At 61.8% G+C, this 15,816-nt stretch carries 12 protein-coding genes; 10 read left to right on the forward strand and 2 right to left on the reverse strand.

Annotation, left to right across the window (positions count from 1 at the left end; translation table 11 throughout):
* Nucleotides 1-48 precede the first annotated feature (48 nt).
* From AC3YUO_RS00590 to AC3YUO_RS00610, 5 genes are all read left to right on the forward strand, one after another.
* Nucleotides 49-759 carry a LytR/AlgR family response regulator transcription factor gene (locus AC3YUO_RS00590; RefSeq protein WP_489961107.1) on the forward strand — a complete coding sequence of 237 codons (711 nt, stop codon included), beginning with the start codon at nt 49-51 and terminating at the stop codon, nt 757-759.
* On the forward strand, nt 759-2,078 hold the full coding sequence (locus tag AC3YUO_RS00595; RefSeq protein WP_489961108.1) for a GHKL domain-containing protein: 1,320 nt from the start codon (nt 759-761) through the stop codon (nt 2,076-2,078). The genes AC3YUO_RS00590 and AC3YUO_RS00595 overlap by 1 nt, the downstream gene beginning before the upstream one ends.
* A gap of 206 nt (nt 2,079-2,284) precedes the next feature.
* Complete coding sequence (locus AC3YUO_RS00600) at nt 2,285-5,194, forward strand: glycoside hydrolase family 3 N-terminal domain-containing protein (RefSeq protein ID WP_489961109.1); 2,910 nt, start codon at nt 2,285-2,287, stop codon at nt 5,192-5,194.
* A gap of 69 nt (nt 5,195-5,263) precedes the next feature.
* Nucleotides 5,264-7,684 (forward strand): glycoside hydrolase family 3 C-terminal domain-containing protein, encoded by a 2,421-nt coding sequence (locus AC3YUO_RS00605; RefSeq protein ID WP_489961110.1) that lies wholly within the window; start codon nt 5,264-5,266, stop codon nt 7,682-7,684.
* Nucleotides 7,684-8,172: a GtrA family protein gene (locus tag AC3YUO_RS00610; RefSeq protein WP_489961111.1), complete on the forward strand. Its 489-nt coding sequence runs from the start codon at nt 7,684-7,686 to the stop codon at nt 8,170-8,172. Before AC3YUO_RS00605 ends, AC3YUO_RS00610 begins: the two co-directional genes overlap by 1 nt.
* Nucleotides 8,173-8,210: 38 nt before the next feature.
* Here AC3YUO_RS00610 and AC3YUO_RS00615 read toward each other — a convergent pair whose 3' ends face one another.
* Both AC3YUO_RS00615 and AC3YUO_RS00620 read right to left on the reverse strand, forming a co-directional pair.
* Nucleotides 8,211-8,753, reverse strand: a complete 543-nt coding sequence (locus AC3YUO_RS00615) for a stage V sporulation T C-terminal domain-containing protein (protein WP_489961112.1) — start codon at nt 8,751-8,753, stop codon at nt 8,211-8,213.
* A 118-nt stretch (nt 8,754-8,871) separates the two neighbouring features.
* The gene (locus tag AC3YUO_RS00620) at nt 8,872-9,360 is read right to left on the reverse strand and encodes a hypothetical protein (RefSeq protein ID WP_489961113.1); all 489 of its coding nucleotides are present in this window, start codon (nt 9,358-9,360) and stop codon (nt 8,872-8,874) included.
* 167 nt (nt 9,361-9,527) lie between these two features.
* Here AC3YUO_RS00620 and AC3YUO_RS00625 point away from each other — a divergent pair, with 167 nt between their 5' ends.
* From AC3YUO_RS00625 to AC3YUO_RS00645, 5 genes are all read left to right on the forward strand, one after another.
* Nucleotides 9,528-11,513: a DNA gyrase/topoisomerase IV subunit B gene (locus tag AC3YUO_RS00625; RefSeq protein WP_489961114.1), complete on the forward strand. Its 1,986-nt coding sequence runs from the start codon at nt 9,528-9,530 to the stop codon at nt 11,511-11,513.
* 41 nt (nt 11,514-11,554) lie between these two features.
* Nucleotides 11,555-12,229, forward strand: coding sequence for an L-serine ammonia-lyase, iron-sulfur-dependent subunit beta (gene sdaAB / locus AC3YUO_RS00630; RefSeq protein WP_489961115.1), 675 nt, complete (start codon nt 11,555-11,557; stop codon nt 12,227-12,229).
* The gene (gene sdaAA, locus AC3YUO_RS00635) at nt 12,229-13,095 is read left to right on the forward strand and encodes an L-serine ammonia-lyase, iron-sulfur-dependent, subunit alpha (RefSeq protein WP_489961484.1); all 867 of its coding nucleotides are present in this window, start codon (nt 12,229-12,231) and stop codon (nt 13,093-13,095) included. Before sdaAB ends, sdaAA begins: the two co-directional genes overlap by 1 nt.
* A 3-nt stretch (nt 13,096-13,098) precedes the next feature.
* Nucleotides 13,099-13,479 carry a hypothetical protein gene (locus tag AC3YUO_RS00640; protein ID WP_489961116.1) on the forward strand — a complete coding sequence of 127 codons (381 nt, stop codon included), beginning with the start codon at nt 13,099-13,101 and terminating at the stop codon, nt 13,477-13,479.
* 74 nt (nt 13,480-13,553) lie between these two features.
* Nucleotides 13,554-15,797: a DNA gyrase subunit A gene (locus AC3YUO_RS00645; RefSeq protein ID WP_489961117.1), complete on the forward strand. Its 2,244-nt coding sequence runs from the start codon at nt 13,554-13,556 to the stop codon at nt 15,795-15,797.
* Nucleotides 15,798-15,816 lie beyond the last annotated feature (19 nt).

The raw sequence follows: 15,816 nt of genomic DNA on the forward strand, positions 1-15,816 counted from the left end.
TCTGTTATACTAAGGTGAAACGTAAGGTCCGGAGAGGGGGCGCAGGATGTGATTCGAATTGCCATTGCGGAGGATGAGCCTTCGTACGCCAAGCAGCTGCAGGACTATATTCAGGATTTCAGCCGGGAGTCCGGCCTGGCTGTGGAGGTCACCTCCTACTCCGACGGGGACGAGCTGGTCGAGAGCTACAAAGCCCAGTTTGACATCATCCTTCTGGATGTGGAGATGCCCTTTCTGGACGGAATGACGGCCGCCGAGCTCATCCGCCGGCAGGACCCCGAGGTGGTCATCATCTTCATTACCAACATGGCCCAGTACGCCATTCGGGGCTACGCCGTGGACGCCATGGACTATGTGCTCAAGCCGGTGAGTTACTTTGCCCTCTCCCAGCGGCTTTCCCGGGCCATCCGGCGGATGAAAAACCGCCAGCGGCACTTTTTCACGGTTCCCATCAAGGGGGGTGCGCTGAAGCTGGACGCGGGCGAGCTTTATTACCTGGAGAGCCAGGGGCACCGCCTCGTCTTCCACACCGCCGGCGGCGACCACATCTCCGCCGGGTCCATGGGGGAGTGGGAAGAAAAGCTGGTCCCCCTGGGCTTCTTCCGCAGCAACAAGGGCTATCTGTTGAATTTGGAGCATGTGGATGGCTTTCAGGATGGCTGCGCCCTGGTAAAGGGGGAGCGGCTGGTGGTGAGCCGCCCCAGAAAGAACGCCTTTCTGGAGGCGCTGGCCGGCTACGCAGGCGGGGTGAGCAAGTAATGGACGAGCTGTTTCCCAACATTCCCCGCCTTTTCACCGCCCTGGCCGAGTGGCTGTCCTGTCTGCTTTTCATCTTCTCCTCCCCCCGGCGGCTGTCGGGCATACGGCTGGTTTCGGCCTGCACAGGCGCGCTGGTGGTCCAGTGCATCTTTCTGGAGGTGACCGACCCTCTGCCAGTGGCCTTCTGGATCCCGGCTATGGCGGCGGCGGTTGGCCTGATGTTTCTGCTCATCTGGGTGTGCTCCGACCTGTCTCCCCTCTCCGCGGGGTACTGCACGGTGCGTGCCTTCATTCTGGCAGAGTTTGCCGCCTCTTTGGAGTGGCAGCTCTATTTCTACACCGCCTACCGCCTGGCCCGGTACAGCACCGCCCTGTCCTGGGCCTTCATGGCCATCACCTATGTGGTGGTGTTTGCTCTGGCCTGGCGTCTGGAACGGCGCCTCTCCTCCCACATTCCGCTGACCGTCACTCCGGCGGAGCTTGGGTCCGTGGCTCTTATTGCCCTGTGCGCCTTTTTTGTGAGCAACCTCAGCTTTGTCTACTCCAACACTCCCTTCAGCTCCTCCCTGGTCCCGGAGATTTACAACATCCGCACCCTGGTGGATCTGGCCGGCCTGGTCATTCTCTGCGCCTACCATCTGCAGCGCCAGCAGCTCCACACCCGCCGGGAGCTGGACGCCATCCAGAACATTCTCCAGACCCAGTACGCCCAGTACCAGCAGTCCAAGGAGAGCATCGACCTCATCAACCGGAAATACCACGACCTGAAGCATCAGATCGCCCTCCTGCGGGCGGAGAGCGACGCGGACCGGCGCTCCGCCTTTCTGGACCAGATGGAACAGGAGATCCGCACCTATGAGGCCCAGAACAAGACGGGCAGCTCGGTGCTGGACACGGTACTCACCAGCAAAAGCCTCTCCTGTGTCCAGAACCACATCCAGCTCACCTGCGTGGCGGACGGCTCCCTGCTCTCCTTTCTGGAGGTCATGGACATCTGCACCATCTTCGGAAATGCCCTGGACAACGCCATGGAATATGTCCGCTCCATCCCTCAGGAGGAGAAGCGGCTTATTCATGTGACGGTGTCCGCCCGAAAAGGGTTTGTGCTGCTGCGCTTTGAAAACTACTGTCAGGACGAGCTGTCCTTTTCCGACGGCCTCCCCGTCACCACCAAGGGCAGCACGGATTATCACGGATACGGCCTGAAATCCATCCGCTACACCGCCCAGAAGTACGGCGGTTCCATCTCCGTCAGCGTAAAGGACCACTGGTTTGAACTGGATGTGCTTCTGCCTCAGCCCCAAACTGCAATGGGATAAGTAAACAGCCCATGTTGTTTGATTTGTCAAATGGCATGGGCTGTTTTTGTGTAAATTGCAGTTATCTGGGTACAATTTACGGTGAAAAACGTACAGTTTGCGAGAAACCCGTTCACTGAGGTAAAAAGTAGGTTAAAATCCGGTACAGAACTGAGGCCGGACGCGCGTGTCCCGGTCCCGATTACACTTGCAGGAGGATTGATGAAATGTTAGCCATCAACATCGAAGACGTTTTAAACGTCCTGAACACAGTCAAGCCCTATCTCATCGGGCTTGGCGTGGTGCTGATTCTGGCCATCGCAGCCATGATCGGCGCCAGCAAAATGTCCCGCTCCAAGAAGTTCCTGGTCCGGGGCGAGGCCGCCCTGGCCATGGTGCTGGCCATTGCCGTCACCGTGAACCTCATCTGCTTTGGTCCCATGAGCAGCCTCATCTCCCTGGCCATGGGCGACGGCTCCGTCACCGACGAGACCGCTGCCTCCGCCAACGAGCTGTGCCAGACCATTGCCGAAGAGGGCATCGTCATGGTGAAGAATGAGGGTGCCCTGCCCCTCAGCAACACCAAGCTGAACGTGTTCGGCTGGTCCTCCACTAACCCTGTCTATGGCGGCACCGGCTCCGGCGGCCTGTCCGAGTCCTATCCCACCGTCTCCCTGCTGGAGGGCCTGAGCAACGCCGGCATCGAGTACAACACCACCATCTCCGATTTCTACACCCAGTTCCGTGACTCCCGTCCCACCGTGGGCATGTGGGGCCAGGACTGGACCATCCCCGAGCCCACCATGGAGGAGTATGACGCCGCCGGCATCTTTGAGAATGCCAAGGAGTTCTCCGACACCGCTCTGATCGTCATCTCCCGCTCCGGCGGCGAGGGCGCCGACCTGCCCACCAGCTACGACGGCGAGGACACCTTCCAGGAGGGCGGCACCTTCGGTGCCTCCGGCATGCGCATGAGCTCCCAGACCGATGACCTGGACGCCAGCAAGCACTACCTGGAGCTCTCCAACCGCGAGATCGCCATGGTGGAGCGCGTCACCAGCGAGTTTGACAACGTCATTGTGGTCATCAACGCCGCCAACGCCATGGAGCTGGGCTGGCTGGACCAGTACGACTCCATCAAGGGCGCCCTGGTGATGGCCGGCCCCGGCCAGAAGGGATTCAACGCCCTGGGCGAGATCCTGGTGGGCAACGTGAACCCCTCCGCCAAGATGGTGGACACCTATGTCTATGACCTGACCGCTACCCCCACCTGGAACAACTTCGGCAGCATGTTCTATGATAACATGGACGAGTTTGCCGTAGACGGCGCTGTCCCCTCCTTCGTCAACTACGTAGAGGGCATCTACGTGGGCTACAAGTTCTATGAGACCGCCGCTGCCGAGGGCCTCATTGATTACGACGCCACCGTCCAGTATCCCTTCGGCTACGGTCTGAGCTACACCACCTTCACCCAGGAGATGGGCGCCATCTCTGAGAACAACGGCACCATCACCTTTGACGTGACCGTCACCAACACCGGCGATGTGGCCGGCAAGGACGTGGTTCAGGTCTACTACAATCCTCCCTACACCAACGGCGGCATCGAGAAGGCCACCGCCAACCTCATCGCCTTCGACAAGACCGACCTGCTGGAGCCCGGCGCTTCCCAGACTCTGACCATCTCCTTCAACGCGGAGGACATGGCTTCCTATGACACCTACGGCGCCGGCGCTTACGTGCTGGAGGCCGGTGACTACGTCATCTCCATCAACTCTGACTCCCACACCATCCTTGATTCCCAGACCTACAACGTCGCTGAAACCATCACCTACGGCACGGACAGCGCCCGCTCCACTGACGCTGTGGCCGCTTCCAACCAGTTTGCCTTTGCTGAGGGCAATGTGACCTACCTCAGCCGCGCCGACGGCTTTGCCAACTACGCCGAGGCCACTGCCGCTCCCACCAACTTCACTATGGATGAGGAGACCAAGGCCACCTTCTACAACAACAGCAACTACGATCCCAATGCGTTTAATAACCCCGACGACGTGATGCCCACCACCGGCGCCAAGAATGGTCTGACTCTGTCCGACCTGCGGGGCGTGGACTACGACGATCCTCAGTGGGACTCCCTGCTGGACCAGCTGACCGTGTCTGATATGGATACCCTCATCGCCCTGGGCGGCTACCAGACCTCCGCCGTTTCCAGCATCGACAAGGTTCAGACCATCGACTGCGACGGCCCTGCCTCCATCAACAACAACTTCACCGGCAAGGGCTCCATCGGCTTCCCCGCCGCCGTGATGATTGCTGCCACCTGGAATGTGGATCTGGCCAACGCCTTTGGCGACGGCATCGGCAAGATGGCCGACGAGATGGGCGTTTCCGGCTGGTACGCCCCCGCCATGAACACCCACCGCTCCGCTTTTGCCGGCCGTAACTTCGAGTACTACTCCGAGGACGGCGTTCTGGGCGGAAACATGGCGGCCAACGCCATTCTGGGCGCCCAGGAGCACGGCGTGTACGCCTATATGAAGCACTTCGCCCTCAACGACCAGGAGACCAACCGCTGCGGTATGCTGTGCACCTGGTCCAATGAGCAGGCCATCCGTGAGATTTACCTCAAGCCCTTCGAGATTGCCGTGAAGGACGGCGGCTGCCAGGCGGTCATGTCCTCCTTCAACTATATCGGCAACACCTGGGCGGGCGCCTGCACCGAGCTACTCAACAACGTTCTGCGGGACGAGTGGGGCTTCCAGGGCTTCGTCCTCACCGACTACTTCGGCGTGTACGGCTACATGGACTCTGACCAGGCCATCCGCGGCGGCACCGACTGCATGCTGGTCGCCTATGACACTGAGACCAACCACGTCACCGACACCACCAGCGCCACCTCCGTGCTGGCCATGCGTCAGGCCTGCAAGAACATCCTGTATACCACTGTGAACTCCCGCGCCTATGACCCCGCCAATCTCTCCGGCGGCGGACTCCAGGGCTGGCAGATTGCCGCTATCGTCATCGATGTGGTAGTCGCTGCCGCTCTGCTGCTGGGCGCCGTGGCCATTCTGAAGAAGTCCCGCACCATCGCTCAGTCCGAGCCTGTCATTCCCACCGAGACGGATGACACCCAGAATTAACATTCACCCCTATTTTCACCGGCAGGTCCCTTTCACAGGGGCCTGCCGGCCAATCACAAGGAGGACGCCATGAAGCATCCCGAACTCATTCAAGCGCTCACGTTAAAACAAAAGGTGGCCCTCCTGTCCGGGCGGGACATCTGGAGCACCTATCCCATTCCCCAGCAGAACATCCCCGCTATGTACCTCTCTGACGGCCCCCACGGGGTTCGAAAGCAGCTGGGGGCCTCCGACCACCTGGGCCTCAACGCCAGCCAGCCGGCTACCTGCTTTCCCACCGCCGCCGGCGTAGCCAACAGCTGGAACCCCGACCTGGCCGAGGAGATCGGCCGGACCATTGGCAGGGAAGCCGCCTGCCAGCAGGTCAACGTGCTGCTGGGCCCAGGTCTGAACACCAAGCGCAACCCTCTGGGCGGACGCAGCTTTGAGTACTACTCCGAGGATCCCTACCTCTCGGGCAAGATGGCCGCCGCCCTCATCCGGGGCATTCAGGAAAACGGCATCTCCGCCTGCCCCAAGCACTTCGCTGCCAACAGCCAGGAGCTGCTGCGCATGGCCAGCGACAGCGTGGTGGATATGCGGGCTCTTCGGGAGCTGTACCTCACCAACTTTGAAATCGCGGTGAAGGAAGGCCACCCCAAGTCCATTATGTCCTCCTACAACCTGATTAACGGCACCTACGCCAACGACGACGCCTGGCTGCTCACCGATGTGCTTCGGAAGGAGTGGGGCTTTGACGGCTTTGTCGTCACCGACTGGGGCGGCTCCAATGACCACGCCCAGGCGGTCCGTGCGGGCGGCAACCTGGAGATGCCCGGCACCGGCGGCGACAGCGACCAGGAGATCTTTGCCGCCCTGGAGGCCGGTACCCTCACGGAGGCCGAGGTGGACCAGCGGGTGGACGAGCTGCTGGACGTCGTTCTCTCCACCCACGCCGCCACCGCCGACGGCCCCAAGGAATTTGATGTGGAGGCCCACCACGCCCTGGCCCGGAAGGCCGCCGCGGAAACCGCCGTGCTGCTGAAAAATGAGGAGGACATCCTCCCCCTGGCCCCCGGCACCCGGGTGGCAGTCCTGGGCGACATGGCCCTGGAGCCCCGCTATCAGGGAGCCGGCTCCTCGGTGGTCAACCCCACCAAGCTGGACAAGCCCATTGACTGCCTGCGGGCCTGCGATCTGGAGATCACCGGCCAGGCCCAGGGCTACCGCCGGGACGGCAAGGAGGACCAGGCGCTGCTGGACAGCGCGGTATCCGCTGCCAAGAACGCCGACGTGGTGCTGCTCTACCTGGGTCTGCCCGAGATCAGCGAGAGCGAGGGCATGGACCGCCAGCACATGCGGCTGCCCGCCAACCAGGAGAAGCTCCTGTACGCCGTGGCCGAGGTCAACCCCAACCTGGTGGTGGTCATCTCCGGCGGCAGTGCGGTGGAGCTGCCCTGGGTGGACCAGTGCAAGGGCCTCATCCACGGCTACCTGTCCGGCCAGGCCGGGGCGGGTGCCATGGCCGACCTGCTCACCGGAGCGGTCAACCCCTCCGGCAAGCTGGCGGAGAGCTTCCCCATCCGCTATGAGGACACCCCCAACCACACCTACTTTCCTGGTCGCCAGCGCACCGCGGAGTACCGGGAGTCCATCTACGTGGGCTACCGCTACTACGAGACGGTGGGCAAGGCCGTCCGCTTCCCCTTCGGCTTCGGCCTGAGCTACACCACCTTCGCCTACTCCGACCTGAAGGCTACCCAGAACGAGGTTTCCTTTACCATTACCAACACCGGAAAGCGCGCCGGTGGGGAGATTGCCCAGGTGTATCTCTCTGCCGTGAACAGCGGCATTTTCCGTCCCGCCCGGGAGCTGAAGGGCTTTGCCAAGGTGTTCCTGGAGCCCGGCGAGAGCCGCACCGTCACCATCCCCCTGGACGACAAGGCCTTCCGCTACTTCAACGTGAAGACCAACGCCTGGGAGGTGGAGGGCGGCGAGTATTCCGTCCAGGTAGGCGCCAGCGTGCAGGACATCCGCCTCACCGCTTCCCTCACCGTGGAGGGCACCGGCGCTCCCCTGCCCTATGACCCCAAGGAGCTGCCCTCCTACTTCAGCGGCCACGTGGAGGCGGTGTGCAGCCAGGAATTCGAGGCTCTGCTGGGCCGTCCCCTGCCCGAAAGCCATTGGGACCCCAAGGCCCCGCTGGGCTGGAACGACGCCCTGCTCCGCCTGCCCGACGCCAGAAATCCCCTGGCCCGTCTGGCCGGCAAGATCATCGTGGGCAAGATGGAAAAGAGTCTGGCAGGCCGCTCTGCTGACCTGAACATCCTCTTCGTGTGCAACATGCCCTTCCGCGGCATCGCCAAGATGACCGGCGGCATGGCCACGGAGAAGACCGCCCGCTCCATTCTGCTCATAGTCAACGGACACTTCTTCCGGGGACTGGGCGGCGTCATCCGCGGTCTTCTGGACGGCCGCAAGCTGAAAAATGAGAGGAGAAATGGGATCTGATGGAAGCCTTTCGCAAGTGGAAGAGAGAGCACCCCGACCTGTGGGAGTTCATTCTGTTCAACATTTTGTCAAACTGCGCCACGGTAACCAACTTCGTGGTTCTGTGGCTCTCCTCCGCCTTCCTGTTCGGCTCTATGACCGAGCCCTTCCAGTTTTTCATTTTTGACTACACCTCTCCCGCCTCCGGGGGATTGGGTGGATTCCTGGCCTTCCTGCTGGCCTATGTGTGCGCCCAGATCGTCAACTATATTGTTCAGCGCAAGCTGGTCTTCGGCGCCACCATCGACATCAGCAAGACCATCGGCTGGTATATCCTCACCGTGGTGGTGGCCGGCATCATCAGCGTGGCCCTGCCCGGCTACCTGGTACCCGTGCTGACCCCCTACCTGGGCGGCTTCTCCGCCACGGTGGCCAACGCGGTGAACATCGTGCTGCAGGTGGCCATCAACTACCCCATGATGAAGTTTGTCATCATGAAAAAGAAATAACACAAAGGGACCCCGGATTACACGTCCGGGGTCCTTTTTTATCCTTCCATATGGCGGCCCAGAAAGCCGGCAATGGATTGGGCCAGCTTGTAGTCCACCTCGCCGCCCTCCGGCTCCTCGCCCTGGCTGGCAAACACCACGCAGCCCAGCACGTCGCCCTCCGATAAAATGGGGGCCGCCGTGGACAGGGAGAATCGTCCGTCCTCCGCCAGCAGGGGAATGGCGGTCTCTCCCGCCTTGTGCTGATAAATCTGCCGCCCCTCCATCAGCCGCTCCAGCTCCGGGGAGATGGCCCGCTCCAAAAGCTCCCGGCGGGTCGCTCCGGTGACCGCGATGCAGTTGTCCCGGTCGGTAATAACCGTCAGGTGACCGGTAGTCCGGTTGAGGGTATCGCACAGCTGGCTGGCAAACTCCGTAATTCCCCCCATGAGGGAATACTTCTTAAAAATAACGCCGCCATCCTTATCGGTGTAAATCTCCAGCGGGTCGCCCTCCCGAATCCGCATGGTTCTCCGGATCTCCTTGGGGATGACAACCCGGCCCAGATCGTCGATGCGGCGCACAATGCCTGTTGCCTTCATATCACAAATTCCTCCAATGGCTGTGAATTTTAGGAAGCAAACTTTAGTATCCGCAGGAAAAGATGGGATATGCAGGAATTTGTCTGGATTTGTTTCCCAGCCCTTGGAAATCCTCCTGTCATTGAGGCGGGTCTGTCCGCTGCTTCCCGGTCTGCTCCTGGTCCAGCTCCTCCGGCGGGACGCCCAGCAGCAGCAGAGCCCCCGCCACGGCCAGGGCAGACAGCTCCCGGGTGCCCCGGGGCACCGCCAGGGGAAACTCCTGCCGCTCCACCACCTGGCCGTCCACGGTCACCAGCTCCCGCTGCAGCGCCGCCCACAGCCGGTCTCCCTCCCGGCTGGAAATGGTCAGGCTGTCCCGTGGAGAGACGCCGTAGCTGACCGCACTGGCCGCCCGCACACCCTCCAGAAGCTGTCCCGCGTCCCCCGGCAGCAGCACCGTCCGACAGGCCGCCGGCAGGTGCAGTCCCCGGCGGGCCGCCTGGGGGGATACCACCAAAAGCGTGGGATGGCCTGCGCTCACACCTCCCTGGCCCGTCCGGCCCCGCAGGCCCTGCCGGATCGCTCTGCCGATTCCCTCGTCCTCTTCCACCACACAAAATTGTTCCATACCGAGCCCCCTTACATGGGGACAGTGTTTGAGTTTTTTCCGGAATTATGCGCATGTCTCCCTGCCCCCATGCCCCAATTCCTTGACTTTCGACCTTATCTTTTGATATCATTATGCTGTATAGTTGCGCACATTGCACATGTTTGAAAGAGTGAGGAAGGAACAACATGGCCCAGAAGAAAACCACCTACGGCAACGAATCTATCTCCGCCCTCAAAGGCGCCGACCGTGTCCGAAAGCGCCCGGGCGTTATTTTTGGCTCCGACGGCCTGGAGGGCTGTGAGCATGCGGTCTTTGAAATTCTGTCCAACGCCATCGACGAGGCCCGGGAGGGCCACGGACAGCTTATCACCGTCACCCGCTACCTGGACAAATCCATCCAGGTGGAGGACCAGGGCCGGGGCTGTCCGGTGGACTGGAACGAGAAGGAGCAGAAATACAACTGGGAGCTGGTCTTCTGTGAGCTGTACGCCGGCGGCAAATACGGCGGCGACGGCGACAACTACGAGTACTCCCTGGGTCTCAACGGCCTGGGCTCCTGCGCCACCCAGTACGCCAGCGAATACTTTGACGCAACCATCCGCCGGGACGGCTTTAAATACTCCCTCCACTTCGAGAAGGGTGAAAACATCGGCGGGCTTCAGAAGGAGCCCACGGACCGGGGCAAAAAGACGGGCTCCACCTTCCGCTGGAAGCCTGACCTGGAGGTCTTTACCGACATCGACATCCCCGTGGAGTACTACCAGGACGTGCTCAAGCGCCAGGCCGTGGTCAACGCGGGCGTGGTATTCCGCCTGAAGGTGGAGACCACCCCCGGCAAGTTTGAGACCACCGACTTCTGCTATGAAAACGGCATCGTGGACTACGTCACCGAGCTGGCCGGGGAGGACGCCCTGACCACTCCCGTGTTCTGGCAGACCGAGCGCAAGGGCCGGGACCGGGCGGACAAGCCGGAGTACAAGGTGAAGCTGTCCGTATCCTTCTGCTTCTCCAACCGGGTCCAGATCATCGAGCACTACCACAACTCCTCCTGGCTGGAGCACGGCGGCTCTCCGGAGAAGGCCATGCGCTCCGCCTTCGTCTCCGCCATCGACGCCTGGCTCAAGCAGCAGAACAAGTACACCAAGACGGAGAGCAAGGTCACCTTCAACGACATTCAGGAGTCCCTGGTGCTGGTGAGCAACAACTTCTCCACCCAGACCTCCTACGAAAACCAGACCAAGAAGGCCATCAACAACAAGTTTGTTCAGGAGGCCATGACCGAGTTCCTCCGGGCCCAGCTGGAGGTCTACTTCATCGAAAATCCCCAGGACGCCCAGAAGATCGCCGAACAGGTGCTCATCAATAAGCGCTCCCGGGAGACGGCGGAGAAGGCCCGGCTGAACATCAAGAAGAAACTCACCGGCTCCATGGACATCTCCAACCGGGTCCAGAAATTCGTCCCCTGCCGCACCAAGGACGTGACCCGCAGCGAGCTCTACATCGTGGAGGGCGACTCGGCTCTGGGCAGCGTGAAGCAGGCCCGGGACGGCGAGTTTCAGGCCATCATGCCCGTGCGGGGCAAGATCCTCAACTGCCTCAAGGCCGACTACGGCAAGATCTTCAAAAGCGAGATCATCACCGACCTTCTCAAGGTGCTGGGCTGCGGCGTGGAGGTAAAGGACAAGCGGGCCAAGGACATGGCCGCCTTCGACCTGTCCGCCCTGCGCTGGAACAAGGTGGTCATCTGTACCGATGCCGACGTGGACGGCTTCCAGATCCGCACTCTCATTCTCACCATGCTCTACCGCCTCACCCCCACCCTCATCCAGGAGGGCTACGTGTATATCGCCGAGTCCCCCCTCTATGAGATTACCTGCAAGGAAAAGACCTGGTTTGCCTACTCCGACAAGGAGAAAAATGACATTGTGGCCACCCTCCAGGGCAAGAAGTACGACGTCCAGCGCTCCAAGGGTCTGGGCGAGAACGACCCAGAGATGATGTGGCTGACCACCATGTCCCCCGAAACCCGCCGTCTCATCAAGGTCATGCCCGAGGACGTGGAGCGCACCGCCCAGGTCTTTGACCTGCTGCTGGGAGACGATCTCACCGGGCGGAAGAATCATATTGCCGACAATGGGTATAAATATTTGGACCTGGCAGACATCAGCTGACCGCCTGCTTTCCCTTATTTGCTTTGGTAAGGAGTGTGTCCATGAACCTCTTTGACATTCTGGGGCCTGTGATGGTGGGGCCCTCCAGCTCCCACACCGCCGGGGCCGTGCGCATCGGCCGGGTGGCCCGGGCCCTGCTGGGCCAGCGGCCCCTTCGGGCTCAGCTGCTGCTCCACGGCTCCTTCGCCTCCACCGGCAAGGGCCACGGCACCCACCAGGCCCTCATTGCCGGCCTTCTGGGGCTGGCCCCCGACGACAGCCGGGTGCCGGACAGCTTTGCTCTGGCCAAGGAGCAGGGACTGGAATTTTCCTTCGGCACCTGCACCCTGCGGGATGTCCACCCCAACAGCGTGCTCATCACCCTGGATGGGGCAGAGGGCGGACATCTGGAGGTAGGCGCCTCCTCCCCCGGCGGCGGACGCATCCGGGTCTTTCAGGTGGACGGGTTGGACACCTCCTTCAACGGGGAACTGCCCACCCTTGTGGTCCACAACAGCGACCAGCCCGGCTGCGTCAGCCAGGTCACCGGCGTGCTGGCAAACCGGGGCATCAACGTGGCCACCCTTCAATTAAACCGGGGCGGTCGGGGCGGCAGCGCCGTCATGGTCATCCAGTGCGACCAGCCCATCCCCACGGAGGCCGCCAGGGAGATCCGGGCTCTGCCCGGCATTCTCCGGGTGAGCCGCTACACCCCGGAACAGGAGGCAGCCCAATGATCGAGTTTACGTCCATTCATCAGATGCTGGAATCCGCCCGGGAGGAAGGACTCCCCCTGTGGGAGGCCATCCTGCAAGCCGACTGTCAAAGCCAGGGCATTTCCCGGGAGGAGTCCCTCTCCAAAATGGCGGGGATGCTCCGGGCCATGAAGGAGGCCGACGAGAACTACCGCGCCCAGGACCGCTCTCAGAGCGGCCTTGTGGGGGGCGACGGCGGCAAAATGGCCGACTGCGCCCGGCAGGGCGACACCCTGTGCGGCCCCTTCCTCTCCGAGGTGATGGCGGGTGCCCTGCGCATGGGGGAGTGCAACGCCTGCATGAAGCGCATTGTGGCCGCCCCCACGGCGGGTGCCTGCGGCGTACTGCCGGCGGTGCTGCTGCCCTACGCCCGCCACTTTGGGGCTGAGGAGGCCAAACTCATTGAGGCTCTGTATGTGGCCTCCGGCTTCGGCATGGTCATCGCCGCCCGGGCCTCCATCTCCGGAGCCGAGGGAGGCTGTCAGGCGGAGATCGGCTCCGCCGCCGCCATGGCCGCCCCCGCCCTGGTCCATCTCCAGGGAGGTTCGCCGGAGCAGATGGCCAACGCCTGCGCCATGGCGGTGAAAAACCTGCTGGGGCTGGTGTGCGACCCGGTGGGCGGTCTGGTGGAGGTACCCTGCGTCAAGCGGAATGTCATCGGGGCCATGGACGCCCTGTCCGCCGCCCAGATGGCTCTGGCAGGCATTGAAAGCCGGGTGCCTCCCGACCAGGTGCTGGATGCCATGGCTGAGGTGGGCCGCTCCCTCCCCCACACCCTGCGGGAGACGGGCAAGGGCGGCCTGGCCGCCACCCCCTTCGGGCAGCAGTATATGCCCAGGGAGGAATAGTTTATGGAACGATTCATGCCAACACTGATTGGAATTTTTACCGCCACCATGTTTTTCAACGTGCTGTGGGACGATTTTCCCACCCTTCCGGTGCTGTATGGCGTCATCACCGCGGCCTCGTTTCTGTTTGGCCGGGCCTGCCTGATGTTCCGGGAGCTGCCCGACTCCCGGTCCAGCAAGCAGATCCCGGCAGAAGTGCGCTGGAAATGGTGCCGGGTGCTGGGAATTCTGTATTTGCTCAACGCCGCCCTGTGTCCCCTGGGATTTTTGCTGTGGTACGTTGTGCGCTTCGATTCGGATTTGATTCTGGGCGCTCAGATGCTGGGCTTTTTTGTCATTTGCTTCGCGGGCCTGATTCCTGCCTTCCACCGGGCGCGGGCTTAGCTCTGCACGCACAGTATCTCTGCCTGCCCATGCAACCTGATTTCTCAACTGGAAATAGATAAGGACTGATACCAATGGCTAAGAAAAAGAACCCGGAGGACAGCAAGCCCCGGGTAGACAGCAGCAACGTGATGGGCCTGCGGGCCGAGGTGCTGGAGCAGCCCATTACTGAGACGCTGGAACTCAACTACATGCCCTACGCCATGAGCGTCATTGTCTCCCGGGCCATCCCGGAGATCGACGGCCTCAAGCCCTCCCACCGCAAGCTTCTCTACACAATGTACCAGATGAAGCTGCTGGGCGGGGCCCGTACCAAGAGCGCCAATGTGGTGGGCCAGACTATGAAGTTAAACCCCCACGGCGACGCCGCCATCTACGACACCATGGTGCGCCTCTCCCGGGGCTACGGGGCCCTGCTCCACCCCCTGGTGGACTCCAAGGGCAACTTCGGTAAGGTTTACTCCCGGGACATGTCCTGGGCCGCCAGCCGGTACACAGAAGTGCGGCTGGACGCCATCTGCAGTGAGTTCTTCCGGGACATCGACCAGGACACCGTGGACTTCGTGGACAACTACGACGGCAAGATGAAGGAGCCCACTCTTCTGCCCACCACCTTCCCCAACGTGCTGGTCTCCGCCAACCAGGGCATCGCCGTGGGCATGGCCAGCAACCTGTGCGGCTTCAATCTGGGCGAGGTGTGCGACACTACCATCGCCTACATCAAGAATCCCGACCACGACATCATGACCACCCTGAAGGCTCCGGATCTGCCCACCGGGGGTGAGCTGATCTACGACGAGGCCGCCCTGTCGGACATCTACCGCACCGGTCGGGGCTCCTTCAAGGTGCGCTCCAAGTGGCGCTATATCAAAAGCGAGAACCTCATCGAGGTCTATGAGATCCCCTACTCCACCACCACCGAGGTCATCATCGACAAGGTGACCGAGTTCATCAAGGGCGGCAAGCTGAAGGAGATTGCCGACATCCGGGACGAGACCGACCTCTCCGGTCTGAAGCTGACCATTGACCTGAAGCGGGGAACCGACCCGGACAAGCTCATGCAGAGGCTCTTCCGCCTCACCCCCCTGATGGACAGCCAGTCCTGCAACTTCAACATTCTCATCGCCGGCATGCCCCGGGTGATGGGCGTGCGGGAAATTCTGGAGGAGTGGGTGGCCTGGCGCATGGAATCGGTACGCCGGCGGATATACTACTCCATGAACAAGAAAAAGGAGAAGCTGCACCTGCTGAAAGGCCTGCGGCGCATCCTGCTGGACATTGACCGGGCCATCAAAATCATCCGGGAGACCGAAGAGGACGACCAGGTGGTCCCCAACCTGATGATCGGCTTCGGCATCGACCAGGTCCAGGCCGAGTACGTGGCCGACATCCGCCTGCGCAACATCAACAAGGAGTACATCCTCCGGCGCACCCAGGAGGTAGACGCCCTGGCGGATGAGATTGCTGACCTGGAGGACACCGTCAACTCCCCCAAGCGCATCCAGAAGATTATCATTTCCGAGCTGGAGGACGTGAAAAAGAAGTATGCCCAGCCCCGGCGCACGGACATTCTCTACGACGTGGAGCAGGAGACCGCCGCCGCGGAGGAGGATGAGACCCCCGACTATCCCGTGACGGTGTTCTTCTCCCGGGAGGGCTATCTGAAGAAGATCACCCCCCAGTCTCTGCGCATGGCCAGCGACCAGAAGTACAAGGAGGGGGATGGCCCCTTCCTCCAGTGGGAAGCCACCAACCGGGACGAGCTGCTGGTCTTTACCGACAAGCAGCAGTGCTACAAGACCCGGATGAGCGACTTCGACGACTCCAAGGCCAGCGTGCTGGGTGATTACCTGCCCACCAAGTTGGGCATGGATCCCGACGAGCGGGCCGTCTGGGCCTGCATCCCCGGGGACTACTCCGGCAGCATTCTCTTCTGCTTTGACAACGGCAAGATCGCCCGGGTGGAGGTGTCCGCCTACCAGACCCAGACCAAGCGGAAGAAGCTCACCGGGGCCTACTCGGACAAGGCACCCCTGGTGTCCGCCTTCCTGGTGAAGGAGGACTTTGAGGCCGCCGTCATCTCCACAGAAGGACGCTGCCTCATCTTCCACACCGCAAGTCTCAACCCCAAGACCACCCGCACCACCCAGGGCGTCAACGTGATGACCCTGAAGCCCAAGTACCGGGTGGAAAAGGTTCTGCCCCTGACGCAGACCTCGATTGTCAACACCGCCCGCTACCGCTCCCGCTCCCTGCCTGTGGCCGGAGCCCTGCTGAAGGAGGAGGACCGGGGCGAGGAACAAATGACCCTTCTGTAACGGAACAAGGAAAGGAGGA

It is taken from the genome of Pseudoflavonifractor sp. HNCC25GI2 (genome assembly GCF_058136395.1).

What these genes read in the sequence shown, in the direction of transcription:
- AC3YUO_RS00595 (WP_489961108.1), top strand. Translation starts at nt 759, where the DNA reads ATGGACGAGCTGTTTCCCAACATTCCCCGCCTTTTCACCGCCCTGGCC.
- AC3YUO_RS00625 (WP_489961114.1), top strand. Translation starts at nt 9,528, where the DNA reads ATGGCCCAGAAGAAAACCACCTACGGCAACGAATCTATCTCCGCCCTC.
- AC3YUO_RS00640 (WP_489961116.1), top strand. Translation starts at nt 13,099, where the DNA reads ATGGAACGATTCATGCCAACACTGATTGGAATTTTTACCGCCACCATG.
- AC3YUO_RS00610 (WP_489961111.1), top strand. Translation starts at nt 7,684, where the DNA reads ATGGAAGCCTTTCGCAAGTGGAAGAGAGAGCACCCCGACCTGTGGGAG.
- AC3YUO_RS00600 (WP_489961109.1), top strand. Translation starts at nt 2,285, where the DNA reads ATGTTAGCCATCAACATCGAAGACGTTTTAAACGTCCTGAACACAGTC.
- AC3YUO_RS00645 (WP_489961117.1), top strand. Translation starts at nt 13,554, where the DNA reads ATGGCTAAGAAAAAGAACCCGGAGGACAGCAAGCCCCGGGTAGACAGC.
- AC3YUO_RS00620 (WP_489961113.1), bottom strand. Translation starts at nt 9,360, where the DNA reads ATGGAACAATTTTGTGTGGTGGAAGAGGACGAGGGAATCGGCAGAGCG.
- AC3YUO_RS00615 (WP_489961112.1), bottom strand. Translation starts at nt 8,753, where the DNA reads ATGAAGGCAACAGGCATTGTGCGCCGCATCGACGATCTGGGCCGGGTT.
- AC3YUO_RS00605 (WP_489961110.1), top strand. Translation starts at nt 5,264, where the DNA reads ATGAAGCATCCCGAACTCATTCAAGCGCTCACGTTAAAACAAAAGGTG.
- sdaAB (WP_489961115.1), top strand. Translation starts at nt 11,555, where the DNA reads ATGAACCTCTTTGACATTCTGGGGCCTGTGATGGTGGGGCCCTCCAGC.